Annotated in this window: 16 protein-coding genes and 1 pseudogene; 7 read left to right on the top strand and 10 right to left on the bottom strand. The window is 63.8% G+C overall.

Going from position 1 to position 25,245, the window contains the following annotated elements:
- Positions 1-18 precede the first annotated feature (18 nt).
- The 5 genes from ABIC90_RS17030 to ABIC90_RS17010 all read left to right on the top strand — a co-directional run bounded on the left by ABIC90_RS17030 (position 19) and on the right by ABIC90_RS17010 (position 4,848).
- Positions 19-756, top strand: coding sequence for an aspartate/glutamate racemase family protein (locus tag ABIC90_RS17030; protein WP_354355959.1), 738 nt, complete (start codon positions 19-21; stop codon positions 754-756).
- A gap of 49 nt (positions 757-805) precedes the next feature.
- Positions 806-1,561: a GntR family transcriptional regulator gene (locus ABIC90_RS17025; RefSeq protein WP_354355957.1), complete on the top strand. Its 756-nt coding sequence runs from the start codon at positions 806-808 to the stop codon at positions 1,559-1,561.
- Between the two features lie 10 nt (positions 1,562-1,571).
- Positions 1,572-2,132: a helix-turn-helix domain-containing protein gene (locus tag ABIC90_RS17020; protein ID WP_354355955.1), complete on the top strand. Its 561-nt coding sequence runs from the start codon at positions 1,572-1,574 to the stop codon at positions 2,130-2,132.
- Between the two features lie 88 nt (positions 2,133-2,220).
- Positions 2,221-3,204: an NAD-dependent epimerase/dehydratase family protein gene (locus tag ABIC90_RS17015; RefSeq protein ID WP_354355953.1), complete on the top strand. Its 984-nt coding sequence runs from the start codon at positions 2,221-2,223 to the stop codon at positions 3,202-3,204.
- 153 nt (positions 3,205-3,357) lie between these two features.
- Positions 3,358-4,848, top strand: coding sequence for a nucleobase:cation symporter-2 family protein (locus ABIC90_RS17010; RefSeq protein ID WP_354355951.1), 1,491 nt, complete (start codon positions 3,358-3,360; stop codon positions 4,846-4,848).
- 13 nt (positions 4,849-4,861) lie between these two features.
- Here the strand turns inward: ABIC90_RS17010 and ABIC90_RS17005 are convergent, their stop codons facing one another.
- The 10 genes and pseudogenes from ABIC90_RS17005 to ABIC90_RS16960 form a co-directional block, all read right to left on the bottom strand.
- A complete protein-coding gene (locus ABIC90_RS17005; protein WP_354355949.1) occupies positions 4,862-5,719 on the bottom strand; it encodes an aldo/keto reductase in 858 nt (285 codons plus the stop codon).
- Positions 5,720-5,886: 167 nt separating this feature from the next.
- A complete protein-coding gene (locus ABIC90_RS17000; protein WP_354355947.1) occupies positions 5,887-6,612 on the bottom strand; it encodes a hypothetical protein in 726 nt (241 codons plus the stop codon).
- An 84-nt stretch (positions 6,613-6,696) separates the two neighbouring features.
- Complete coding sequence (locus ABIC90_RS16995; protein ID WP_354355945.1) at positions 6,697-7,107, bottom strand: hypothetical protein; 411 nt, start codon at positions 7,105-7,107, stop codon at positions 6,697-6,699.
- A gap of 259 nt (positions 7,108-7,366) precedes the next feature.
- Positions 7,367-8,251 carry a hypothetical protein gene (locus ABIC90_RS16990; protein WP_354355943.1) on the bottom strand — a complete coding sequence of 295 codons (885 nt, stop codon included), beginning with the start codon at positions 8,249-8,251 and terminating at the stop codon, positions 7,367-7,369.
- Between the two features lie 57 nt (positions 8,252-8,308).
- Positions 8,309-9,829 carry a ShlB/FhaC/HecB family hemolysin secretion/activation protein gene (locus tag ABIC90_RS16985; protein WP_354355941.1) on the bottom strand — a complete coding sequence of 507 codons (1,521 nt, stop codon included), beginning with the start codon at positions 9,827-9,829 and terminating at the stop codon, positions 8,309-8,311.
- 5 nt (positions 9,830-9,834) lie between these two features.
- Entirely contained in the window at positions 9,835-10,431 is a 597-nt protein-coding gene (locus tag ABIC90_RS16980) for a hypothetical protein (RefSeq protein ID WP_354355939.1), read from the bottom strand.
- Positions 10,432-10,461: 30 nt separating this feature from the next.
- Positions 10,462-10,893: a hypothetical protein gene (locus tag ABIC90_RS16975; RefSeq protein ID WP_354355937.1), complete on the bottom strand. Its 432-nt coding sequence runs from the start codon at positions 10,891-10,893 to the stop codon at positions 10,462-10,464.
- 94 nt (positions 10,894-10,987) lie between these two features.
- Positions 10,988-11,617 carry a hypothetical protein gene (locus tag ABIC90_RS16970; protein WP_354355935.1) on the bottom strand — a complete coding sequence of 210 codons (630 nt, stop codon included), beginning with the start codon at positions 11,615-11,617 and terminating at the stop codon, positions 10,988-10,990.
- A gap of 19 nt (positions 11,618-11,636) precedes the next feature.
- A complete protein-coding gene (locus ABIC90_RS16965) occupies positions 11,637-12,446 on the bottom strand; it encodes an Imm49 family immunity protein (RefSeq protein WP_354355933.1) in 810 nt (269 codons plus the stop codon).
- A 6-nt stretch (positions 12,447-12,452) separates the two neighbouring features.
- Positions 12,453-22,636 (bottom strand): annotated as a pseudogene (locus tag ABIC90_RS16960) (hemagglutinin repeat-containing protein).
- A 405-nt stretch (positions 22,637-23,041) separates the two neighbouring features.
- Here ABIC90_RS16960 and ABIC90_RS16955 point away from each other — a divergent pair.
- Positions 23,042-24,370, top strand: a complete 1,329-nt coding sequence (locus ABIC90_RS16955; protein ID WP_354355931.1) for a C4-dicarboxylate transporter DctA — start codon at positions 23,042-23,044, stop codon at positions 24,368-24,370.
- 16 nt (positions 24,371-24,386) lie between these two features.
- Positions 24,387-25,091, top strand: a complete 705-nt coding sequence (locus tag ABIC90_RS16950; RefSeq protein ID WP_354355929.1) for a GntR family transcriptional regulator — start codon at positions 24,387-24,389, stop codon at positions 25,089-25,091.
- Positions 25,092-25,245: the final 154 nt, after the last annotated feature.

Here is a 25,245-nt window from a genome sequence, read left to right as displayed (position 1 = left end):
CACCGAAAGGGCCGCGCCGTGCGCATCAAGATCATCAATCCCAACACCACCTGGAGCATGACCGAGAAGATCGGTGCCTGCGCCCGCGCGGTGGCACACGCCGGCACCGAGATCGTGGCGGTGAGCCCGGCCATGGGGCCGGTCTCCATCGAAAGCCATTACGACGAGGCGCTGGCGGTGCCGGGATTGCTGCAAGAGATTGCCGCCGGCGAGCGCGACGGCATCGACGGCTACGTGATCGCCTGCTTCGGCGACCCGGGCCTGAAGGCCGCGCGCGAACTGGCGAGCGGCCCGGTGGTGGGCATCGCCGAGGCCGCGATGCATCTGGCCAGCATGCTCGGCAGCCGCTTCAGCGTGGTGACCACGCTGGGCCGCACCATGGGCCAGGCCTGGCATCTGGCCGAGGTGTACGGCATGGAGCGCTTCTGCGCCAACGTGCGCGCCTGCGAGCTGCCGGTGCTCGAACTCGAAGAGCCGGGCTCCAACGCGCGTGAACGCATCGTCGAAGAATGCCGCCGCGCGCTCGAAGAAGACGGCTCCGACTGCATCGTGCTCGGCTGCGCCGGCATGACCGACCTGTGCGAGCACATCGGCGGACTGCTCGGCGTGCCGGTGATCGACGGCGTGGCCGCGGGCACCAAGCTCATCGAATCGCTGGTTGCGCTCAAGCTCAAGACCAGTAAGCGCGGCGAACTCGCGCGCCCGCTGCCCAAGACGATGACCGGCGCGCTCGAAGGCTTTACCCTGGTCGGGTGATGCGGCCACGGCCGGCGCCTGGCACCGCACCCTGAGCCACAATCCGCGCATGCCCCGCGCCAGCTCCAAACCTCCCGCCTCCCCTGCCACCGTGGCGCCCGCCGAGAGCGAGGCCGCCGCCGCCGACAAGGGCAGCTCCATCGAAAGCATCGCCCAGGACATCGCCACGGCCATCGTCGAGAAGCGCCTGCCGCCCGGCACCTGGCTGCGCGAAGAGGCGCTGGGCCGCGTGTATTCGGTCAGCCGCACCAAGGTGCGCGCGGCCTTGCTGATGCTGTCCAAGGACAAGCTCATCGAGATGATTCCCGACAAGGGCGCCTTCGTCTGCCAGCCGACCGTGCAGGAAGCGCGCGAGGTGTTCGCGGTACGCCGCATCCTGGAGAGCGAGGTGGTGCGCATGTTCATCGCCACGGCGCGGCCGCGCGACTACCAGGCGCTGGAGCAGCACATCAAGTTCGAGCGCGCCGCGCTGCGCCAGAGCCCCACCATGGGCACGGTGCGCGAAAAAGTGCTGGGCGACTTTCATGTGGCGCTGGCCGAAACCACCGGCAACCACACGCTGGCGCAACTGGTGCGCGACCTGGTGGCGCGCAGCTCGCTGATTGCCATGCTTTATCACTCGTCGAACGATCCGCACTGCTCGTCGGACGAGCATGCCGACTTCCTGCGCATCTGCCGCAAGGGCGATGTGGAAGGCGCGGTGCGCTGCATGGTCGAGCACCTGGAGCGCATCGAAGCCAGCCTGGCGCTGGGCACCGACAAGCCCGACCGCCAGCTCGACCTGGTCAAGGCGCTGCTGGCCTGAGGCTGACGCCGTGCAGCACAGGATCACCCCGAAACATCTGAGCCTGGGCACTGCCCTGCGCCAGATGCGCCTGCTGCGCGGCATCAAGCAAACCCATTTCGCGCAACTGATGGGCGTGAACCAGGCGACGGTGTCGCGCTGGGAGCGTGGGCAACTCGCGCTGTCGGCCGCGCAGCAGGCCACGGCGCACCGGCTGCTCGCGGCCGCTCAAGACGCATCGCGGGACGCTGCCTTGAAGCGACTGGTCGAATCGTCCACGCGCAAGGTGCACCTGATCTGCGACCGCACCCACAGGCTGCTGGCCGCGTCGCCGTCGCGCCAGGCCGAGTGGCGCGCCGATGCGGCCGAATTCATGGGGCGTTCGCTGATCGGCTATGCCTCGGAAGAAATCCTCGCGGCCGAAGCCGCGCTCGACGGCCTTGGCTGGCACGCGGGCGAGCTATCGTCGCTGGAGATTGCCACCGGGGCCAATGCCGACCCGGTCATTCCCATCGTGTCGGGCCGTGTGCTGTGGGAGCGCATTGCACTGGCCGACGGGCTCGTGGGCCGCATCGTCACCACCGTCGCCTGAGCGCAAGCCGTTCGCCTGAGCGAAGACGCCCGATCCACGCATAACTTATGCGTGGACGCTCTCCGGATCGGACGATAGTCTTGCGGCCATGACCATCCTGATCACCGGCAGCGCCGGCCACCTCGGCGAGGCCCTGATGCGCACGCTGCGCGCGGCTTCGCAAGACGCACGCGGCATCGACATCGCGCCCTCCCCCTTCACCGACCGCACAGGCTCCATCACGGACCGCGCCTTCGTGCGCGACTGCATGCGCGGCGTGCGCACCGTCATCCACGCAGCCACGCTGCACAAGCCTCACGTGGGCACGCACAGCCTGCAGGCGTTCGTCGACACCAACATCACGGGCACGCTGGTGCTGCTCGAAGAAGCGGTGGCGGCCGGTGTCGAGGCCTTCGTGTTCACCAGCACCACCAGCACTTTCGGCTCGGCGCTCACGCCCGCCGACGGCATGCCGGCAGCCTGGATCACGGAAGGCGTGGCGCCGATCCCGAAGAACATCTACGGCGTGACCAAGACCTCCGCCGAAAGCCTGTGCGAGCTGTTCCACCGCAAGCAGCGCCTGCCCGTGATCGTGCTGAAGACTTCGCGCTTCTTTCCCGAGGACGACGACGATGCCACCGCGCGCAGCCTCTATGCATTGGAGAACGCGCAGGCCAACGAGCTGCTGCATCGCCGCGTCGACATCGAGGACGTGGTCGACGCGCACCTGCAGGCGGCCAGGCGAGCACCGGCCATCGGCTTCGGCCGCTACATCGTCTCGGCCACCACGCCTTTCACACAGGAAGATCTGCCGATGCTGCGCGAAAGCGCACCGCGCGTGCTGCACCGGCTGTTTCCAGAGTGCGCAGCGCTCTATGCCAGGCAGGGATGGAAGCTGTCCTCACAGCTTGATCGCGTCTACGTGAATGCGCTGGCGCGGCGCGAGCTCGGATGGCAGCCGCGCCATGACTTCGCGCATGTGCTGCGGTGCCTGCGCGAAGGCCGCGATTTCCGCAGCCAGCTGGCACGGGACGTGGGTCGCAAGGGCTACCACGGCGAGGTGTTCGACGAAGGGCCGTACCCCATCGCTTGAGCGACTCGTGGGGGAAATGAACCCGGCCTGCTTCGGGTTTTTCCGGGTCACGATTGTTGCATAAGTTGTATACAGTTTCGCGTACACATTGAGGCGAGGCGGCGTGGCAAGCCACACCGCCGCGCCTCTTCCCTCGCGCAGCAGGAGACAACGATGACGGCCGACGCCACACTTTCCCAAGTCCATCCCGTGGACCAGCGCCTGCCCTCCGGCAAGCTCGCGGCCCTCGGCCTGCAGCATGTGCTGGTGATGTACGCGGGTGCCGTCGCGGTGCCGCTGATCGTCGGCCGCGCGCTCAAACTCTCGCCCGACGAAGTGGCGCTGCTGATTTCAGCCGACCTCTTTTGCTGCGGCATCGCCACGCTGATCCAGGCGCTGGGCGCCACGCAGTGGTTCGGCATCAAGCTGCCGGTGATGATGGGCGTGACCTTCGCCTCGGTCGCGCCGATGGTGGCCATTGCCAATGCCAACCCAGGCCAGAACGGCGCGCAACTGCTCTTCGGCGCCATCATCGGCGCGGGTGTGGTGTCGATACTGATCGCGCCGCTGGTCAGCCGCATGCTGCGCTTCTTTCCGCCGGTGGTCACCGGCACCATCATCGCGGTCATCGGCATCAGCCTGATGCGCGTGGGCATCAACTGGATCTTCGGCAACCCCGTGGGCCCGACGGCGCCCGCGCTGGTCGACCCGGTGTATGCCAAGTGGCTCGCCGAGGTCACCTCGCCGGGCAGTTCGATTCCCGAAGTGCCCAAGGGGTTTGCGATCATGCCGACGGTGCCCAACCCCAAGTACGCGGACCTGCCCGGCTTCGGCGTGGCCGCGCTGGTGCTCGTTTCAATTCTGCTGATCGTCAAGTACGCCAAGGGCTTCATCGCCAACATCTCGGTGCTGCTGGGCATCGTGATCGGTGCGGTGGTCGCCTCGATCACCGGCCTCATGACTTATGAGAAAGTCGGCAAGGCCGCGTGGGTGGACATCGTGCTGCCTTTTCACTTCGGCATGCCGCAGTTCGACCCCATCCTGATCCTCACGATGACGCTGATCATGATCGTGGTGATGATCGAATCGACCGGCATGTTCCTGGCGCTCGGCGAGATGACCGAACGCAGGATCACGCAGAAGGACCTGGCCAAGGGCTTGCGCACCGACGGCCTGGGCACGCTGATCGGCGGCATCTTCAACACCTTTCCGTACACCAGCTTCTCGCAGAACGTGGGCCTGGTGGCGGTGACCGGCATCAAGAGCCGCTATGTGTGCGTGGCCGGCGGTGTGATTCTCGTCGTGCTGGGCCTGTTGCCGAAGATGGCGGCGCTGATCGAGTCACTGCCCACGGTGGTGCTCGGCGGCGCAGGGCTGGTGATGTTCGGCATGGTGGCCGCCACCGGCATCCGCATCCTCGCGGGCGTGGACTTCAAGCACAACCGGCACAACGCGATGATCGTGGCGGTGTCCATCGGCGTGGGCATGATTCCGCTGATTGCGCCCAACTTCAAACAGTGGATGCCGCACGCGATTCACTCGCTGATCGAATCGGGCATCCTGCTGGCGTCGATGACGGCGGTGGTGTTGAACCTGTTCCTCAACGGCGCCAAGCACGACGAAGACGCGATCATTGCCGCGGCCAAGCAGGCCGAGGCGCACTGAAGGTTTTGTTCTTTCAGATCATCGCCAGCGGCGTCTTGCGCCGCGGCGGTGGATGCAGGCGGTCGAGCTCTGCGAGGGTTGCCGCATCGAGCTTGAGTTCGGCGGCGGCCAGGTTCTCCTGAAGGTGTGCGCTGCGCACCGCCTTCGGAATCGCGACAACGCCGGGCCTCGCGATCACCGCGGCCAGCGCGAGTTGCGCGGCCGTCACGCCCAGGCGCTCTGCCAACGCTCCGAGCCCCGCGTCTTCAGCGAGTGCCCCCTGGTCGATGGGGCTGTAGGCCATCAGCGGCATGCCGTGTTCGCGCAGCCACGGCAGCAGGTTGAACTCGGGGCCGCGTTCGCCCAGCGAGAGGTACACCTGGTTGGCCGCGCAGCCGGGGCCGTTGCCGATGACGCCATCCAGCTCTTCCATGTCGTCGGTATCGAAGTTGCTCACGCCCCAGTGACCGATGCGCCCGGCCGCGACCAGCGCCTGCATCGCCTCCACCGTCTCGCGCAGCGGATGGCTGCCGCGCCAGTGCAGCAGGTACAGGTCGACAGCATCGAGGCCCAGGCGCTGGAGGCTGCGCTCGCAGGCCTCGCGCGTGCCGCGCCGGCTGGCGTTGTGCGGATAGACCTTGCTGACGATGAAGAGATCGTCGCGCCGCACGTCGCCCGCGCGCAGCGCCTCGCCGATGGCCTGGCCGAGCACCGTCTCGGCGCCGCCTTCGCCGTACATCTCTGCGGTGTCGATGAGCCTGTAGCCCAGCCCGATGGCCTCGCGCACTGCGGCCACCTCTGCCGCGCGATGGGAGGCCACCTCGCCCATGCGCCAGGTGCCGAGTCCGAGGGCGGGCATCTGGCCGCCGGAGGGGAGTGGGAGTGTGTGCATGCGTGCCATGGTACGAGAGCGAGGCCGCGCGTGCCACGATGGTCACAGGAGCTCACACGCAGGCCCCGGGCACGCTGGAAGACGAACGCGCTGCTGCAGCAGCGCTACCACGCAAGACGTGATCCGACGAACGAACCGCACTCGATGCGCTCGCTTGATCGACGGGGCTACTCCTGCTTCGGAAAATCGTTGCTCATCACCCGCGCCACAGTCGACAGCAACTCCTTGCGCAGGCCTTCGTAGGCTGCCTTGTGCTCCTTCAGCAGCGTGTCGTACGAGAAATAGGTAGGCCCGCCCATGTTCCGCGTGACGGAGTTCCATGTGATGGGCTGGAGCTTGTCGTCACGCAGCGCGTACTCCACCGACACGATAGGCCGGAAATCCGAGGTCAGGCTCGGCGCGCCATAGCCGGCGGTGATGCGAAGCAGCATCACCTCGTAGCCAGGCGTGGCCGTCAGGCCGGCGAGTTCCATCTTCCGCGGACCGCCCGTGGCGCGCTCGCTGGGCGTGAGCTTTACCTCGCGGCCCGTCGCACGCATGGCATCGGCCAGGCGTTCGGCGTATTCCTGGTGCAGCGTGAGTTCGCCGCTGCTGTCCTGCACTGCCTGGTGAAAGCGTTTGCTGCGGCTCTCGACCTGATTGAGCGAGTTGTTGCGGCTGGCAGCGTCCACGCCGACGGCCACCAGCACACCCACCGGCCCGAACAGGCCGCCGAGCCCGACCGTCGGAGTCGCCCCCGTGTCCAGCACCCCCAGTTCGGATTTGGCGTTGTAGACGATCTCCACGCGGGGATGGGAGAGCGGCTCCGGCTCTTCGGTGGCAACCTGCCTGGACTTGCCGCCGCACGCGACCAGCAGGGTTGCGATGGCGCAGGCGGAAATGATGCGTTTCATGGAACTCCCATTGCTTTCTTGAAAATGTTTGAAGTCGGTTGAGCAATCTCAGACAACTCCCGCATCCGTGATGCGTTTGCTCGGTCACTGGAACTCGAAGCGCTGGTCCTTCACCACCTGGTGCTTGCCCCAGCGGAAGTTGCATACCCGGGCGACTTCCGCGCCGTCCTTGCTCTCAGGCAAGCACCCCCCGGTTATCCTCACGACCTTCTCGCCCTGCTTGGACAACGGATACTCGATGGAGAGACCTTCCGGAACGGTGTGCGTCAGATCGACTTGCTCCGCATAGTCGTCGGTGATTGCGAAGATCAATGCGCCGTCGACGCGCAGCATGTAGGTGTCGTGCTGGAATGCGGCACCGCGCGCGAGGCACATGTCGACACGCAATTTTTCAACCTGCTGGCTGCGGCACTCCGGTGCCGGATTCGATTGGGCCCAGGCCGCCGGCACGACAAGAGATGCGGGAATGGCGAGAAGAACGAGGTACTTGCGCATAAGAGATTGAGGCTTGGTTATCAAAAGTTTGTGTTCAGGTTGAAGCTAAGGCGGTCTTGGCCGCGCACGCCGATGACGGCGCAGACAAGCGCTGCGGCCAAGAAGGTCGACGGTTGAACGACTGCCTGCTTGTCCGTGCTCCATGCCTGCGTACAACTCCGCCCCGCACTCAGGGTGTCGCCCAGTCGTTGTCGTTGCAGATGTCTGACCCACCAGAAATGCCGCAGCCTGCCGTACGTATGGAAGTCCCGGCGCGAACTTATTTTTTGGTCAACGTGTATTCAAACGGCTTGCCACTGATGAAGAACGTCCATTTGATCTTGTTTGGATCTGCGAGCGGGGCGAGAAACGCTGGCGACTCCGACTTGTGATGGGGGTGATCAAACAACTCCTTCTTCTCGGAATATGCGAAGCTTCGAAAGTGAAGCTCGTTCCCCCGCCAGCTGACTGAACCGTAGAGGTACCGCCAGTTCTCGTTGGGGTCGAGATTCAGCTTGTACTTCCCACTGGCGACATCCTGCAAGACCTCAATCTGCACCACCCCGCGCTCGTTCGCCCACTTCCCCACATATCTTTCGATACTTGGGCCGATGGGTATCTCGGGGTTGGCTTCGAAATCTGAAGGAGAGAATGGGGTTCTCCTCGATTTCTCCTTGGCCCATTCGTTCCCCGAGCCACACAGCGGAACGACTCGGTTGCTGCGTTGATACCGGAATCGAAGGCTTTCCTCGCCGACCTTCTGGCTGAGCGTCAGATGGGTCGGTGTGATGTTCAATATCTTGAGCGACTGCTCGGCGCCTTCAGCAAGAAGGTTGATCTGCTTCTTTGAGTCGTCTACCGTGTAGCGACTGACCTCAGGCTCCTCCGCAGAGGAGGTCACGCAGTTGAACGAGTACAGCTTGCTCTCGCCTCCTTGGGTGAACTCGACGACATTCGCAATGCCATTGCGCAGAGGAGCCATTTGCCAGATCCCAACCAGCTTTCTTGTCAGAGATTCAGCGTCTGTGGGCGAGGTGACCTCACGTTGATTCGCGCACGCGGTCAGTAGCATGCTCAGGAGCAGACAGAAGGTTCTTTTTTTCATGGCTTGTTCATCCAGATAATGAAATTTTTGATGTAGCTGGCCGGCGGTACGGACCTGCAAGGTTCTGTTCTTCGCCGCCGTACAGCGAAACGAGCTTCAAGATGCTGGCTATCAATATCAAAAACTCGCGTTGAGGTTGCCGCGTTCGCCCATGAGGTTCGTCTCGCCGTCGAAGCCGCGCACCGTGTAGCGCCCGCCGATGGCGAAGCGGTCTTGCGGGGTCAACGGCGTGCGGTTCCACTGCGCGCGGATCAGGCCCGAGTAGCGCAGCTTCTGCTCGCCCAGCTTGAACGGCGCGTTCAGGCTGATGTCGGCGGTGTAGAGCTTCAGGCGCGAGGTGCCCTCGCCGAACGCTTCTTCCGGCGCGGTGCGTGAGCCGAAGCCGCCCGTGCCGCGCTTGTAGGCCAGCGTGCCTTCGAGCGTGGCCTCGCCGATGAACTCCTTGTGGTTCAGGCTCAGCTCCCAGCCGCCGACCACGCGATGCTGCACATCCACCTCCTGGTCTTCGATGAAGTTGCGCGACTCGCGCCTGAAGCCCTTGAGCACCACGGTCGTCTTGCGGCTCTGGTCGCGGTAGACAAGGCGCGAGAGCTTGACCTCGGCGTTGTTGGTCTTGCCGGCGTAGACGATGTCGCCGTTCAGGCCGGCGACGCTCTGGTGGTATTGGCTGTTCGACGCGGTGAAGCCCAGCATCCAGTAGCCGAACGGCAGCGAGTAGTGCGCGGTCTGGCCTTCGGTGCCGTAGCTGGGCTCCGAGAGAAAGTGGCTGTTGATGCTGTGGTTGGCGCTGACGTAGAACAGGTCGTTCAGGCCGAAGGGGTTGTCGAGCGAGACGGTGGCGCCGGCCTGGTTGCGGCCCGTGGCCTTGGTGCCGCTGTCGTCCAGGCTGAGGGTGACGCGCCATTTTTTAGACTGGACGTACTTGACGACCAGGTCGCTGTCGCCGGGCTTGGCATTGGGGGCGGTCGAGGGTTCGATCTGGATGTCGGCCTCGGCGGTGGGAGCGCGCTTCAAGTTCTCCAGGCCTTGCTCGATGTCGCGCAGGTTCAGCAGGTCGCCCGGGCGCGCGGGGATCGCGGTGGTGAGCAAGGCGGAACTGCCGAGCAGCGTGGACGAAGAATCCGGCGTCAGGCGGATGGCGGCGATGCGGCCCGGGATCAGCGACAGGGTCAGCGTGCCGGTCGAAAGATCCTGCGGCGCGGCGAGCACGCGGCTGGTAACCCAGCCCTTGGCGATGACGGCTTGCTGGGCGCGCGCAAGTACCACGTTGACGCCTGCCGTGCCCAGGCAGCGACCGATGGGTGAATCGTTGCCGTCAGGGCCCGACAGATCGGCGACGGCCCACTGGAAGGCTTCGGACTGCTCGCCGACCAGCAGCACGCGGTCGATGCGGAAGCATGGCGATTCGGTTTCGGGGATGCGCTGCGCCGGCGCCGGCGGTGCGGCCTGCGGGCGCTGGTCGACAGTGCGCTCGTTCTGCTCGCGCAGGGCGCGTTCGCGTTCCTGCTGGCGTTGCTGCTCGACGAAGGGCTGTGGGGTGGTCGGAGACTGCTGTGCAATCGTCAGTAGCGGACAAGCCGCAAGGGCTGCGGCCAAGGCGATGCGCGTGCGCCGAGGCACGCCGGGAGAGAGCACCATGATGATCAGCGCCGGAATTCGACCGTGCGGATGGCAGAGGGCTTGCCCGAGAAGCCGCTCACCATGCCATCGCTGCCGAAGAGCACATCGACCGGCTCGTCTTCCTGCACCGTCCAGTACCGCCATGTGTTGGCGTTCAGGTCCTTCGTGTCGTTGCGTGACGGGTAGCTCAGCGACATCAGCACCTGAGGCCGGGTCATGCCCACCACAACCTTGGCGGAGTACACGGCCTTCTGCACTTCAGGAGGCCAACCGGCCAGCGCCACCCTGGGGTCCGTGGGAACGACGATCTGGCGTGCCCACCGCAATGCATCTTCCTTGCTGCGTGCCGCGTCGTCGCGCATGGAGATGTAGTCGCCGCCGATGGTGCCGTAGAAGTAGCTGTCGCGCTTCATGGTGTCGAGCGTGGCGGGCTCGCCGGCCGGCACGATGGGACCTCCCAGCATGTTGGTGCTGGAGACCCAGCCGTAGTCGGGGCGCAGGTTGCAGCAGGTGTAGCCGGTGATGGGCTGCGTGAGCTTGGTGGCGCAACCGGCCAAGAACACGCTGGCGGCCACCGCAATGGCGGCAGCGGCAGGGGGGAAAGGGTGTGACAGCTTCATTCTCATTTTTTCTTCTGCGCGTCGTGGTCCTCAGAAACGGCCACTGTCCTTGGGGTTGTGCACGATCTGGATCAGCACGTCGGGTGTGTACGACTTGGTGCGCGAGATCTCGGCGATCTCGCCGCCTGCCGCACCGGCGAAGACCAGCACGCCTTGCCCCTTGTAGGCGAGGTAATGGCGCCACCGGTCCGTTCCGTTGTAGGTCGGTATCCAGGCCCTCCCGGTGTTGTTCACCGTTTCGGCGTTCGGCTTGCCCATGATCTTGAGCGCCTCTGCGTAGGTCATGCCGGTGCGCAGTTGTGCGATGGCGGTGCCAGGGACGGGTTGGCCGACGGTGGTGCGTTCTTCGTCTTCTTCCGCGGCGACCAGGGCGCGGCGGGTGGGTTCGTAGAGGGGGGCGGTGCGGCAGGCGGTGAGGGCGAGGCAAAACAGAATCGCCGCGGCGATTGGTTGGAGTTTCATTTTTTCGAGACCTTGGTGGTTTTCTGGAGATTCAAAAGGTTTGCGATCAGCATGAGGCCCGGCCCAGCGCATTCCTGGGCTCGGCCGACGTTTGTCAGCGCGATGGCGCGGGGCAATTCGGGATGGCTTGCACTGCCAGAGGTACCGGGGCATCCCGGTCGGTGGCGTCCATGACATTCAGACTGCAGGCCGGCTTGCTTCCCCACACGAACTCGATGATGTAGGCGCGTCCGTCCTGCGGCGTGAACTTGGCGGTGACCGGGCCGCAATTGCCCGAGCGGTAACCGGAGCCTGTGCCATCCGCCCATGAACCGTAGCCACTCACGTGGACGGGCTCACCGGGCTTGGCCTCGTGAACCAGGTAAGGCTCGGTCCTGCGACCCCGCTGCACAGCATTGGCGATCCACGGATAGACAATGCCGCGTCCCGCGTAGGCCACGTTGCCCAGCTTGGTGAAGTCCCGGCAGGACTGCGGCGCCGTGCTGACTGAGAAGCTCGCCGGGTAGCCAGACCCGGTCGACCGCAATATGAGTTTGGCTGTACCCGGTTCAACATCAATCAGATCGTTGTAGCCGCTGTTGGCTCGGATGTCGGCAAGCGCGGCGCCCGGATTGATCTCGCTATAGGTGCAAGCAGAGAGCACCGCGCCAGCAATAATGGATAACAGAACTCCTGAAACCATTGCCTCAACTCGCAATTGAGCGCGTATCGCAAATTCCAGCATAAATTCAACTAATCGACAATTACTTAAACAAACGCGTCAATTTTCCCAAGATGCCTTGCGCAGGAGGAACCCATTCAGGCTTTAGAAACTCGTATTCATCATCGTAGCTTGCTAAAGTTTCTATCGGCATCAATTCCATGGGCAAAAGAGGATGCTCGATTTGTACGGGAATGCCTTTCAGCCAACAAAGCTTGGCTTCCAATGTGCCAAGATAGGACATGAAATCTTCAATGCGAACGTCGACGCTCTTTATGCGGGCATGCTTGTTTTGAATCAATCGCTCTAGACCAGCTTTGTCACGTTTCAGAAGCAGAGAATAGAAATCCTCTCCTTTTGCACACTCTTCGCGCCAAGGCTTTTTTCCATTCTTGGCTATCTTCTCGATCTTGGCCTGCAATGCCTCGTGCTCGTCGCGAATCGCGAGTTGCAGCATGTGAACGTCGAACCTTCCTGTTAGAGGATTCCCTCGCTCTCGAATCAACTGAGGGGTCTCTACATTCGCCAACGCATTGATGATCTCGATATTGTCGGATAGGAGGCCATATAAAAAATCGCCCGCAAGACTGAATTCCGCGCCTCCATCCTGCCCTACGCTGGCCAGCGTCAACTTGCTCGCCACGTAAAAATGCTGCTTCAACGCACGCGAATTATTCTCAATGAAATAAGCGTACACGCCGCGTGTTTCAGATAGACCAGCCAAGTGCTTCAGGACAGCTCCCAGTCGTACCTTGTTTCTACGATGCAGGATGTTTTCGATACTTTCAGCTCTGCGCGCCTCATCGAATTTCAAAATGTTTTCGAGGCCTTGTTTTGGTGTTGGTTTCGTCATGCCTACTCACTTGAGTTTCACGATAGTCATGCCGCTCTGGTTAATGCCAGAGACCACTTTGACAAGCTTTCCGTTTTCTTTGGCTGTAAGAATTGCATCAGCCGTACGCACTGCGATTGGGTCACCTGAGCTTTTCAATTTTTGCACCGCATCAACTATCCAATCATCTGACATTTGCGCTTTCAAATTGGTTGCTTTATTTTCCGGACTCAATTTTATAGTTCCATCCGCATTGAGGGGTTTGATCTCGCTGATATAGACCTTGCCATCCTTCAAGTAAACGCCATCGAAACAATTGCTACCGCATTTTCCGCCGAGAGGAGTGTAGCCATTGCGAATAAAATAGTTGTCTGCCACCAATTCTCTCAAATCACCTTGCAAAGTGGTATTGGGGAGTTTTTCGATTTGAGACAGCATATTCAGGTCTGCCGAGGTCAATTTCACCGACGCCCCCTCCATCGTCACCTTCTGTGCGCTGATATTGCCACCTGACGACGGCACGATCTTTCCGGCCAATGCCACATCCAGAGACTCCACAAGACGGACAACCGCGCCAACGCCCCGATTGATAACGGCCGTACCGAGAACCGTTTCTTCGAGAATGCGATCAGGGATAGCCGAACCATTTTGTGCTTGAAAATTCTCCAACCGGGTGGCATCGCGCTTGGCCAGATCGAACACTATGGGGCTCGCTGCTTGCCTGAGGAACGTATTGATGAACGGATCGGCTTGCTGTACGGGCGTGGCGCTGAAGTAAGTTTGCACGTCTCCGTTGCTTCCGTAGCTGTGCTGGGTGACTCCATTGACTACGATGGGCCTGCCGACGTACGGACTCAAAATGTTTTGGGCTTCACGCAGGTCTTGAACGTATCGATCTACGCCGCCCAGGGCTCCTTCACTAAGTGGGTTTTGTGTCGTAGCAAGAAGGGCCGCCAAATACGCGGAATTCTTTGCGTTTTCATCGTTGTCGACTTGGCCCTTCGCGGTTTTCTCAAGAATGTCCGTCCAGTAGACGGTTGCCTTGGATTCGCACGGGCCGTCACCATTGCATAACTGCTTGGCTTTGTCAGCAGCAAGCTTGCTGATCAGTTGGCGCTCCGTCGGGTGCAGTTGCCTATTGTTGATGTCTATGCTGAATGCGCTGGTCGCCCCCGAAGTGCCTCCGACAATTCCTCCAATGGCGGCAGCGGTCGCAGCCCCGACCGCCTGAGCCACCGGTGAGGGCAGTCCCATGTCGGCAATGGCGTCCCCGATCCGCGGCATCAGCGCGGAACTCACTCCAGCTCCCAACGCGCCCCCTACCCCTCCACTCAGTCCACCAACAGCGGTATGCGCCAGGATGCGATAGCCGCCACCTTCCTTCCAATTGGTCTCCAGATCGTTCGCCTGAGCGATCAATGCGGCCTTCTTTTCCGGATCGGCCTCGTTTACAGCGTCCGCGCGAAGCTTCTTCGCATCATTGAGTTTCTCAGCTGCATAGTCGCCGACAGCCTTGGCGGCTTTCTGCTTGAACTCTTGCGATATCTGAGCCTGAGCCTGTACGTCCTTGATGATCGTCTGTGTGTTCCAGTCCCTCACCAGCGCGCCCGTGCTGCTGTTATCCCCGGTCCTCACGCTCTGGTCGCCGGCGATCCCGCTGATGCCGGACCTGGTCGCGCTGGTCTGGTTATTGCCGGTGTAGTTACCGTCGCCCGCAGAGCCTCCGGGTCGCTGCATCGCGTCAATCTCCCGGTCGTTCATGCCCTGCGAACGCAAGGCATCCCGGTGCGCTTGGGAGTCGCCAGCAAAGAATCCGACGCTTTCACTGACGCTGTAGCTGCTGCCGCTCGACTGGCTCACGTTCTGCAAGTCGCTCATCGTGAGCGTGCCGTCCGTGCTGAAGTTGTTCTTCTTGTCGTCGATCGCCGCCTGCGTGCTCTCGATCACCGCGCCCCGCAGGTTTGTATTACCCGCCACCTTGACGTCGAAGCCGCCGTCGCCAGCCTTGACGCCCGATTGCTCCTTCGGACTGACGAAGACGCCATCAGCCTTTGCCCCGGCCGCGCTCACTCCTGCAGAGCTGATGCCGTAGCAGATCGGCGGAATGCACAAGCTCACATTGAAGCCCGAACTGCTCTGGCGCGACTGGCCCACGCTCACGTCTTGCAAGCTCTCGATATTCAGGTTGCCTCCGACATCGGCCACAACGCGGTTGGCTTCGACAATGCCTCCGCGCATGTTCAGGTCACCGCCACTCGTGATGTTCACGGCCTTGCCGCCGCTGACTTTGGTGGTGTTGTAGCTGACGTCGTTCTGGTTGTCGCGCCCCTTGCCGTTGCTCACGCCGAGTTGGATGCTGAACCGTTCTGCGACCCCGCCCCGAAGGTGACGCCCACGTTGGCGCCGTGGCTGGAGTTCTGACCGGCCGACACGCTGGTGTTACGGCTGGCTTCCAGCGAGATGTTGTTGTCCGCGGCCAGATTGACGGTATTACCTGCCGCGATGGTGGAGCCGATCGCCTGGATGTTGGAATCCTTGCCGCCGCCTGTAGCCACGATGTTGACGTTGTTCGAGCCCACCACGCTGGAGCCCACGGCTTCGCTGCTGTTGCTGAAACTGGCCGCCTGGCTGGTGTTGCGACTGACGCTCACGCTCACGCCATAGCTCAGCGGCCCTCCGCTGCCAATGGCCTGCACGGCGTCGTAGGCCTGCTTGCCGCTCATGGCCAGATTGATTGCCCCCAACGCTTTCGCGCGGCCGTCGTTCGTGCTCTCGATGGCCTTGACGGTGTTGACAGTCCCTTGAATCATGTCTGTGCTCACGCCCATGAAGCTGGCGCTGCCGCCCAGCTTCGTGCTGGCGCTGCGCTGCAGATCCACGGTCTGCTCGGTGTTGTAGGCCTCGTTGATGACGACGTTCTTGGCGAGAATGTTGACATCACCACCGGCCAGCGGACCAGCTTGCCCCGCAGCCAGCACACTGCTGGCGGTCTGGCGGTATTCGTTGCCCGCCACCAGTGTCACGCTGCCCGTGAGGCTGGCCACCTGACTGGCCTGCTGCGTGGTACGGCTGGTCGCATGGGCTCCAAAGTCCTTGATGTGACCCAATCCAGGTGACGACCAGGAACCGATGAAGCCGCTCTTGGCGTTGGCCGAGGAACTGCTGCTGAGTTCGGTGTTCTGGGCACTCTCGATGGTGAGATTGCGCCCAGCCATCATGGCGATGTCCCTGTCGGCAACAACCGTGGCCGCTTGCAAGGTGGTATCACGACCGCTGACGACCTGCAGGCTGCCCGCCGAGATGGTGGTGCCTACTGCCTGGGTGCTGATGTCTGCGCTGGTGCTGTTGCCCGAGCTCTTTCGATTGCCGTAGCCGCCGACCGGACCTCCGGCATCGGAAGCAACAGCCCAGGCTGTGGACAAAGCTGTGCCGCTGGTGCGCTGCTGACTGGCGTGCAGTTCAGTACGACTGCTGGTGGCTGTTGTGAGATTGATGTCGCGGCCCGCCGACAGGCTCATTGCATCGTCAGAGCGAAATTGCGCGGCCTGGACATTGATATCGTTGCCGGCCACCAACGCGACGTTCTTACCGCTCAAACTGCTGGAGAGCACGTCCGTGGTGGTGGTGCTGTCGAAGGTGCTGGAACTGCTCTTCTTGAACAGGCTCCTGGAGGACTTTTGCGTGGCAGTCGAGACGCTGGTCGTGACTTGGCCGGCCGTGACGTTTATGTCGTTCTTGGCAGTGGCGATCAAGGCCCCGTCCACGCTGGAGACTGCACCGGCGCGGATGTTCAGATCATTGCCTGCCGAAAGGCGCACATTGTCTTGCCCCTGGATGACGGAGCCCACTTCGTGGCTCTCGGATGCGATGCCCGCACCACCGTTGCCCACGGCCACGATGGTGTAGCCCTCCTTGACCGTGCCGAGATTGATATTGCGCTCGGCCCCCACGGATGCGCTGCCGGCACTCGCCAGCACCGCGCCGATCAGATTGACATCACGACCGGCAGAAGCGACCAGCACGCCGCCCGGGTTGGTCACGTAGACCCCGGCCACGCGATCAATAGCGGTATTGCCGTTGGAGGCGCTCTGCGTCGTCGTCCGGATGTTGATGTCGCGTCCGGCCGTCAGCACCGCAGCGTCTCGCGCCGTGATGCTGCCTCCGATGTTGTTCAGGTCGTTGCGGGCATTGATGCCGATACTGCCGCCGACGATCCGGCCACCGAGGTTGTTCACGTTCTCGGCGTTGATCGACACCAGGCTGCGCCCGGCGATGGTGCCGGTATTGACAAGGTCTCCGCCGCTCTTGATGACCGTCGCGTCGGCACTCAGCAATGCGCCCGAACCGTCGATATCGCCCGGCCGCACACGCACATAGACCTGCGGTACAAGCACCTGCTGCGTGGTTCCATCGGGCAGCGTCACGGTCTGCTCGACCAGCCAGACGATGTCGCTGGTCAGTTGCGCCATCTGCGCCGCGCTCAATGCAACCCCGGGGCGCAGCCCGTATTGCTTGGCGAAGGTCGCACCCTCATTCATCAGCGCCGCGTACTGGTCATCGTCGTCGTTGAACCCGTCCAGGTAACGATAGCCCGTGAGCTGCGCCACCTGCTCGCGGATGAGCCTCTGTTCGTAGAAGCCGTCGCCCAGACGCTTGAGTGTGTTGTTCGGATCCAGTCCGAGGTTGTTCAGCAGGTAGTCGCTGCTCAGCCAATCGCGATAGTTCGCAAAGCGCGCATCGGTCTCGATCAGGTGTCCCCCCGGGCCCGCCTGGATACCGAAGAGGCTGGCGTTGGGGATGCGCGTGTTCGGCATGCTTGTGCGCACGACCATGGGCACGGTCTGGCTGGCGCTCGCGCCACCGGCCCCGCTGGCGCCACCCGCCTCGCCGGCTGCGCTGCCGGATGTCTTGACGACCGCACCGACGTTGGCCGCCACTTCCACGATGGTGCCGGGGCGGTTGCCGCCGTTCACGCCGCCGGTGCCGCCCGCGCCGCCCGCCGCGCCGCCGACCGGCGCCAAACCTGCGTTGTACCCGGTGGTGGCGTTGATGTTCGGCTGGTACTTGTAGGCGCCCAGGTCAATCGTTTGGGGCGCCGCGATGATCGGGATGTTCGTCGCCTGCACCTGCCCGTTGTTGTCGACAACGCTCGCCGAGCCTGTGGCGGTGCGCGTGCCCTTCATCTGCTCGGGCACGTACTCCGTGGCGGTGATGGTTCCGCCGGCCAGCACCTGGCTGTTCTCGTTGTACAGCCGCCTGTTGACGTTCATGTTGCCGCCGGCGACGAGGTGTGCGGGATCCACATTGACCGCCGTTTCCTCGGTGGTCGTGGTCAGGTTGTTCCAGATGCCGTAGCCGCCCGTGCCTACAAGCTCGCCGGTGTCATTGCGATAGACAAAGCCGTTGATGGGATCGACGTCGACCTCTTCCAGCGGGTAGGTGGTGGTCCTGCCGATGCCGCTTCCCACGAGCGTCTTCGGCGCGATGCCCACCTGGAGGCCCGTCGTTACCGTCTGTGCGCCCTTCTGGATGTGCACATCCCGGTTGTTGACGTTAGCCATTGCAATGGACATATCGCCCAAAGATTCGATGTCGGCACTCAGGTTGTTGAGCACGCTGCCTTGCCCCGTGGCCTTGCGGTTCGCATCGAGCGCGCCGCCGATGTTCATGGCCCCTTCCGCCATGCCGCCGCTGAAGATCAGTGCGTGTTCGCGGTTGTTGACGGTGTCGGCGCCGATGTTCAAGGTGCTGCGCGCCGCAATGGTCGCGGCCTTTGTCGCACCATTGACCGTCTCCGCTTCATTGTCGAGCGTGCCGACCGCGATGGAGATCGCATTGCCATAGATGCGGCCGGTGCCCTTGTTCTTCAGCGTGCCCGCGTTGATCTGCGTTGCACCCTTGCTGTCGATCAATCCCCGATTGGTCAGCGTGTTGCCGGCGTTGACCGTCGTGTTCGTCCCCGACATCTCGGCGTTGACCGCGTTGTCGACGTTGTTGCCGCCCACCGTCAACGTCTGCCCCGCCAGGAGCTTGCCGTTGTTGGTGAAGTTGCCTGTGGTGGTGTAGGTCAGATTGCCGTTGGCGGCCACCTCGCCGTTGTTGACGATGTTCTGGGTGAGCGCAATGCTCAGGTCCTTGCCCGACACGGCCCGGCCGTCGCCGCTGAAGCTTGCGGCATCGATCTTGAGGCTTTCGTCAGCCACCAGCGTGCCATCGGTGTTGACCAGCTTCAGCGTCTTGGCGCCGGGGTTCGCGAAGTTCGGATCGCGAATGCTCAGTTCATTGCCGGCCGAGATCAGCCCCTTGCTGTTGGTCAGCGTGCCGCCGCTGGTGAGGGCCGCATCCACATCGGCGCGGATGGCGCCGGAGGTGTTGTCCAGATCGCCGCTGCCGGTGCCGATGACGACGTTCTTGCCTTCGATGCCCTGGTCGGCGCCGCTGGTCTCGTCGTTGGCAAGGCTGCTGGTGTTGAGCGTTGTCTTGGCCGCCGAGCGAATCAAACCGCCTGTGTTGATGAGGCGGCCCGTGTCGATCTGCAGGTCGCCCGCCGCCTGTGCCTTGCCGCCGCTGTTGTCGAAGGCCTGGGTTTGCGCATTCAGCGCATTCTTCGCGCCGATGAAGCCGGCCTTGTTGTCCACCGCGCCCACGTTCGTGAGCGTGAGCGTGTCGGCGCTGGTGATACCGCCCTGCTTGGCGGTGTAGTCCGCAGCATCGGTGTTGGTGAGCTTCTGGCCGTCGGTGTCGATGGTCATCGCGCCGCCGGACTGGATGAGGCCGGCATCGTTGTTCAGGGCACCGGACTTCACATCCACGGTGGTATTGGCTGCCAGCGTGCCGCCTTGGTTGTTGTCCAAGGCGTTCTTTCGGGTGTTCACGCTCAGGCTGTCGCCGAAGACCTTGCCGCCCGTGTTGACCAGGCCGCCGTTCACCAACATGGCCTTTGCGCCCGCTTGCAGCGTGCCCTGGGCGTTGGTCGTCGTGCCGGTCGTGAGGACGCTCAGATCGCCCTTCACCGCGGCGACGGTGCCGAGGCTGTTGTTCAAGGTCCCGGCCTTGAGCGTGGTGTTGCCGTTCGCGGCCAGGGTGCCGCCGTTGTTGGTGGCGGCATCGCGGACATCGACCGTCAGGTCGCCACTGGCGGTCAGGCTGCCGAGCTTGTCGTTGTTCAGGCCGAACGCCAAGACGGTGGTGTTGCCGCCTGCGGCGATCACACCCTTGTTGCTGTTGTCCAGTTGGCCTTTGACATCGATGTCGAGGTTCGACGTTTCCGCGGCGCGGACGGTGCCGCCCTGATTGGTCAAGCTGCCCGCCGCGATATTTGTGTTGCCATTGCTGGCGATGATCCCGGCGGTGTTGTCGATGGCGCCCACGACCGTGATGCGCGTGGCGTCGGCGCCTGTTTGAACGATCTGGCCGCTCCGGTTGGCGAGGGCGCCGGCGTCCAGGGTGATGCGCTCCGCACTGACCCTGGCCTTGGCGCCGTCCTGGCTGAAGGCGCCCGACAGGGCGATGGTCAGCGTCTTGTTGGTGGTGATCTGGCCGTCGGTGGCGCTGTAGCTGCCGCCCGCGATGCCCAGCGTGCCGGCGCCCGCGTGTTCGATCGCGCCGCCCGTGTTGGTGATGGCCGCGCCGCGCAGGTTCAGGTCCTGCCCGTTGCTGGCGATGCGTCCGCCGTCGTTGTTCAGCGTGCCGCTGGTGGCGATGGTGGACGCCCCCGTGCCGGTCTGCACGATTTCGCCGCCGTTCGTGTTGGCGATGTTCGAGGCGTTCAGGTCCAGCAGGCCGGCGTTGAGCGTGCCCGCGTCGTTGACCAGGGTCTGGCCGCCTTGGCTGTTCGCCGTCACGCGCAAAGTGCCGGGGGTGATGACCTTGGCTTTGCTGCCGGTAACCACGTTGCCTTGCGTCGCGGCAATGGCGATGTTGGCTGCGCTGGTCTCGCTGGCCGACAGGTCGATGCTCGCGCCTTGGAGCGTGGCGCTTGCCGCGGCGAGGTTCCTGCCGTTGGCGACAAGTGCGCCGGAGGTCGTCACGCGCAGGTCGCCTGCGCTGCCCAGCGTGCCGTCGCTTTGAATGCCCGCGCCGAGCACACCGGTGGCGCTGCCCTGCAGGCTGCCGGCCGCGATCGTCGTGTGGCGGGCAGCGGTGATGCTGCCGTCGTGCGTCATTGCGCCGCCGACCGCAACGCTGACGTCGTTCGCACCGCGCAAGCTGCCGCTGTTGGCGAACGAGCCCGCATGAACGTTCAGGTCCATGGCGGCACCGATGGCGCCTCCAGCACCGTTGACCAGCTGGTTGGTCACCGCAAGCTGCACGCCGGCCTGTGCCGACTGGATGCTGCCTTTGGTGTTGTCCAGCGAGCCTGCGTTGAGCGTCAGGCCCTGGTTGGAGGCCAGGGTGCCGCCGCCATTGTTCGCGGCGCCCGTCACATTCGCGTTCAACGCGCCGGTCGCGACAATCGTTCCGCGTGTGTTGTCAGCCTTGCCACCGACCGTGAGATTGGCGTCGCCGGCGCTCGTGAGCGTGCCGTCTGTGTTGACCAAATCGCCGCTGGTGGCGATGTTCAGGGTGCCTGCGTTGAGCTTGCCGCCTGTGTTGTCGAAGCTGCCGACGTTCGCGCTGAAGCCGTTGGAAATGTTCAGCGTGCCGCCGCGGTTGTCGAAGCTGGGCTGGGCAATCGTCATGCTGGCCAGGCTCAGGGTCCCGCCGCCGTTGCTGATGTTCGCGCTCTGCAGCGTGATGGGGCCGCCCGCGTAGATGCGGCCGCCGTCGTTGAGGATGGCGGCTGCTGCGGTGATGGCGCCAGGCGATGGGGGAACGTAGGGCGCGGGCGTGACGGTCGCGCCGGAGCCCGTGCTGCCGCCAACTGCAGGCGTGCTTGGCGTGGTGGTGGAGGTCGTGCCACCTCCGGTGGCGGGACTCGCGCCACCGCCCGGCTGCGACGGCGTCTCGGAGACCGGCTCCAGTCCGATCACACCCCCATTGGTGTTGCTCAAAGCCGGCGCAGAAATCCCCAGGGCCACACTGCTGGTCTGGCGGATCGTGCCGCCATTGCGGTTGTCGATGTTGCCCGCCGCACTGGCCAACTCGACGCGCGCGCCTTCGAGCGTGCCGCCTGTGCCGTTGAAAGTGTTCGCCAGCGCGTCCTGTGTCGCAACCTTCAGGTTGCCGCCGCTGCTGATGCGGCCGCTGTTGGCCAGATTCGATGCCGCGAGGTTGGCATCGGCTGTCGCCTGGATAGTTCCGATGTTCTCCAGGCGGCCCGCGCTGGTCACGACCAGCTGGCCAGCGCCTGCGAGTGCGAGGGTACCCGGTGCAGCCTGGATGGTGCCCGCGTTGCGCACACCAAGGCCGGCCTCGGTGCCGATCAAGACGATCTTTCCGGCATACATGCCGCCGAGGGCAGCGACGTCGAGAGCGAAGGTGGGTGCAGCGCCAGTGCCAGCAGTCGGGCTGATCTGGCTGTGGTCCGCCGACACCTGATTGGCCCCTGTCACCACCTTCAGCTCACTGGCCCAGATGCCCGCATTCGCTTCCACCGCCCGCGCGAGGATCGCCGCATAGTCGGTCTTGCTCGCATCCAGGCCCGCACCGTTGATGGTGACGGTGCCGCCGCGCACCAGAAAGCTCTCAAGCCCGCCGAAGGCATTGAGCTGCGGCGTGCCCGTGGTCAGCGTGGCGCGGCTCGCGTTGATGAAGCCTGCGCCGTCGACGTTGATGCCGGCCGGGTTGGCAATGATGATTTCGGCACGCTGTCCGGCAACTTCCATGTAGCCGCGAAGCTGGCTCACGTTGCCGCCGTTGACTTCGTTCAGGATGATGCGCGCCGGGCCTGCCGCGAGGAACGGGTTGCCTTGAACGATGCCGCCCAGTTGGGTCTGCACGTTCGTGCGGCTGTTGTTGAAGATCGCGCCGTTGGGTCCAACGTTGAGCTGGTTGTAGACGTTGCGCGAGACGCCCGCCGCGGAAGGGCTCTGGATGTTGATCAGCGGCACGCCGTTCGGCGCCACCAAGACGGTAGGCCGCAGATTGCCGGGCACGTTGGGCGCGCCCACGATCTGCGCGTGCACCGATGGCGCGGTGAGCATTCCCGCCAACGCGGCACCGACCAGCATGGGAGCGAAAGCGGCAATGCCGGCCAGCGCGCCACCCACCACCGCCGTCGCCTTGTTCGACCCCTTGCCGGTGCTGGTGGCGGTTTCCTGGACCACCATCCGCATGCCTCTGGCGGCATTGAAGACGATGCGGTGCAAGTGGCGGTTCATTCTTTTAGGCTCCCTGACAGGTCACAAATCACAACGTTTTGTGACAAGACGCACAAAACGGACGCGATTATGGGGAGCACATGCAGGTGCGCTTCTGGCACTAATTCACGAATGCGCGAGGCCTGAAAAAAGCGGCTCGCAGATGTAGCCCAAACGAATTCAGTTCAGGCGCAGCCTGTTGGATCAATACGACAAAACAACACCTGCCGGCCAGGCTGCGAGCCCACAAGCCCAGTCACCTTTGTCTCGGGAATACCCTCTGCCACCCTCGAATCCTTCTTGCCTACATTTCTTGTATGCAAGAAACAGCGATCCTTGCATGCAACCTCTACACAAGACCTACAGGAGACGTCCATGCCTCGATTCGCCAAATCGCTTTTCGGTCAGGTGGTCATCGCGCTGGTACTGGGCGTGCTCGCCGGCCTTTTCTGGCCCGAGTTCGCCGTCAAGCTCAAGCCGCTGGGTGATGCCTTCATCAAGCTGATCAAGATGATCATTCCGGTGCTGGTGTTCTGCGTGGTGGTGCACGGCATCGCCGGCGCCGGCGACCTGAAGCGCGTGGGGCGGGTGGGCGTGAAGGCGCTGATCTACTTCGAGGTGCTGACCACCATCGCACTGGCCATGGGGCTGGTGCTGGCCTTCGTGTTCCAGCCGGGGGTGGGCATGAACGTGGACCCGGCCAAGCTGGACCCGGCGGCCATGAGCGCCTATGCCTCCAACGCCGACAAGCTCACGAGCGGCGGCACGGTCGAGTTCTTGATGAAGCTGATTCCCACCACGGTGGTCAACGCCTTCGCCACCGGCGACGTGCTGCAGGTGCTGCTGTTCGCGGTGCTGTTCGGCTGCGCGCTCGCGCTGCTGGGCGATCGCGGCAAGCCGGTGGCGGTGGTGGTGGACGCGCTCTCGCTGGTGCTGTTCAAGATCATGGGCATCATCATCAAGCTGGCGCCGCTGGGCGTGCTGGGCGCCATTGCCTTCACGGTGGGGCAGTACGGCATCGGCTCGCTCAAGCAGCTGGGCATGCTGGTGGTGCTCTTCTACGGCGCGGTGCTGGTCTTTGTGTTCGTGGTGCTGGGGCTGGTGATGCGCCTGTCGGGCTTCAGCCTCTGGAAGCTGCTGCGCTATCTGCGCGAAGAGCTGGCCATCGTGTTCGCCACCACCTCGTCGGACAGCGTGCTGCCGCAGATCATGGCCAAGCTGCGCCGCATGGGCATCCGCGATTCGACGGTGGGCCTGGTGATTCCGACGGGCTACTCGTTCAACCTCGACGCGTTCTCGATCTACATCACGCTGGCGGCGGTGTTCATTGCGCAGGCCACCAACACGCCGATCTCGATGGCCGACCTGATGACCATTCTTGCGATCGCGCTGGTCACCTCCAAGGGCGCGCACGGCGTGCCGGGTTCGGCCATCGTGGTGCTGGCGGCGACACTGCACGCCATTCCGGCGATTCCCGCCATCGGCCTGGTGCTGGTGCTGTCGGTGGACTGGTTCATGGGCATCGCCCGCGCGCTGGGCAACCTGATCGGCAACTGCGTGGCCACGGTGGCGATCGCGGCCTGGGAAGGCGACATCGACCGCGACCGCGCGCATGCGGTGCTGGACGGCACCTACACGCCGGACGACGAGCCGCCGGCCGGGGAGCCCGTGCCCCACACCGCCATCACGTCCACCGCTCACTGAACAACTGAACAAACAAATGCCCACCGACGTCAGCCCCACCGCCATCGCCGAACGGGTCGTCGAGGCCATCCTCGCGCAAAAGCTCGCACCGGGCGAGCGGCTGGGCGAGCAGGCCCTGGCCGAGAACTTCTCGGTGAGCCGCACGATGGTGCGCGAGGCGCTCATGCAGTTGCAGGCGCGCGGCTTCGTCGAGGTGCAATCGCGCCGCGGCTGGTACGTGGTGGAGCCTTCGGCCGAGGAAGCGCGCGATGCCTTCTCGGCGCGCCGCATCGTCGAGGCCGGCATCCTGGCCGCGAGCGAAGGCCGGCCGCTGGGCCAGGTGATCCGCAAGCTGCGCGAGCACATCGTCGACGAGCAGCGCGCCATCGAAGGCGCCGATGCCGCCACGCGGGCCTTCCTGCTGGCGGACTTCCACGTCTGCCTGGCCGAGCAGATGGGGCACCAGTTGCTGGTCGATGTATTGCGCGACCTCACGGCACGCACCACGCTGGCGGCCACGCTCTATCAGTCGAAGCACGAGGCCGGGCAGTCTTGCGCGGAGCACGGCGCCATCGTCGCGGCGCTGGAAGAAGGCGACACCGACAAGGCCCGCCGCCTGATGCTCGACCACATCGGCAACGTGGAACGGGCGCTCGAGGTGGATGCCGCCGCTGAACCCGATGCGCCCAGCCGCCTTCGCGCCACGCTGACGCCCATCGCGCTGGTGCGCACCCAACGCTGAAGCCGTGAACTATTTCCAGGGTCAGCTACTGAATCGGTAGCACCTGGGGCCCGGCAGGCAAGGGCTGCGCGCCGGTTCGGCGCGCGGCTCTGCTGCGCCGCACAAAAGCGTGACCGCTGACAGGATCCTGCCTTCGCGCTCGGCTACAGTCCGA

The sequence above is a fragment of the Variovorax boronicumulans genome (genome assembly GCF_040544675.1).
In the GTDB taxonomy this organism is placed as follows: Bacteria; Pseudomonadota; Gammaproteobacteria; order Burkholderiales; family Burkholderiaceae_C; genus Variovorax; species Variovorax boronicumulans_D.
This window is presented reverse-complemented; position numbering and strand designations above follow the sequence as displayed.

What these genes read in the sequence shown, in the direction of transcription:
- ABIC90_RS17025 (WP_354355957.1), top strand. Translation starts at nt 806, where the DNA reads ATGCCCCGCGCCAGCTCCAAACCTCCCGCCTCCCCTGCCACCGTGGCG.
- ABIC90_RS17015 (WP_354355953.1), top strand. Translation starts at nt 2,221, where the DNA reads ATGACCATCCTGATCACCGGCAGCGCCGGCCACCTCGGCGAGGCCCTG.
- ABIC90_RS17010 (WP_354355951.1), top strand. Translation starts at nt 3,358, where the DNA reads ATGACGGCCGACGCCACACTTTCCCAAGTCCATCCCGTGGACCAGCGC.
- ABIC90_RS17005 (WP_354355949.1), bottom strand. Translation starts at nt 5,719, where the DNA reads ATGCACACACTCCCACTCCCCTCCGGCGGCCAGATGCCCGCCCTCGGA.
- ABIC90_RS17000 (WP_354355947.1), bottom strand. Translation starts at nt 6,612, where the DNA reads ATGAAACGCATCATTTCCGCCTGCGCCATCGCAACCCTGCTGGTCGCG.
- ABIC90_RS16995 (WP_354355945.1), bottom strand. Translation starts at nt 7,107, where the DNA reads ATGCGCAAGTACCTCGTTCTTCTCGCCATTCCCGCATCTCTTGTCGTG.
- ABIC90_RS16985 (WP_354355941.1), bottom strand. Translation starts at nt 9,829, where the DNA reads ATGGTGCTCTCTCCCGGCGTGCCTCGGCGCACGCGCATCGCCTTGGCC.
- ABIC90_RS16980 (WP_354355939.1), bottom strand. Translation starts at nt 10,431, where the DNA reads ATGAAGCTGTCACACCCTTTCCCCCCTGCCGCTGCCGCCATTGCGGTG.
- ABIC90_RS16975 (WP_354355937.1), bottom strand. Translation starts at nt 10,893, where the DNA reads ATGAAACTCCAACCAATCGCCGCGGCGATTCTGTTTTGCCTCGCCCTC.
- ABIC90_RS16970 (WP_354355935.1), bottom strand. Translation starts at nt 11,617, where the DNA reads ATGCTGGAATTTGCGATACGCGCTCAATTGCGAGTTGAGGCAATGGTT.
- ABIC90_RS16965 (WP_354355933.1), bottom strand. Translation starts at nt 12,446, where the DNA reads ATGACGAAACCAACACCAAAACAAGGCCTCGAAAACATTTTGAAATTC.
- ABIC90_RS16955 (WP_354355931.1), top strand. Translation starts at nt 23,042, where the DNA reads ATGCCTCGATTCGCCAAATCGCTTTTCGGTCAGGTGGTCATCGCGCTG.
- ABIC90_RS16950 (WP_354355929.1), top strand. Translation starts at nt 24,387, where the DNA reads ATGCCCACCGACGTCAGCCCCACCGCCATCGCCGAACGGGTCGTCGAG.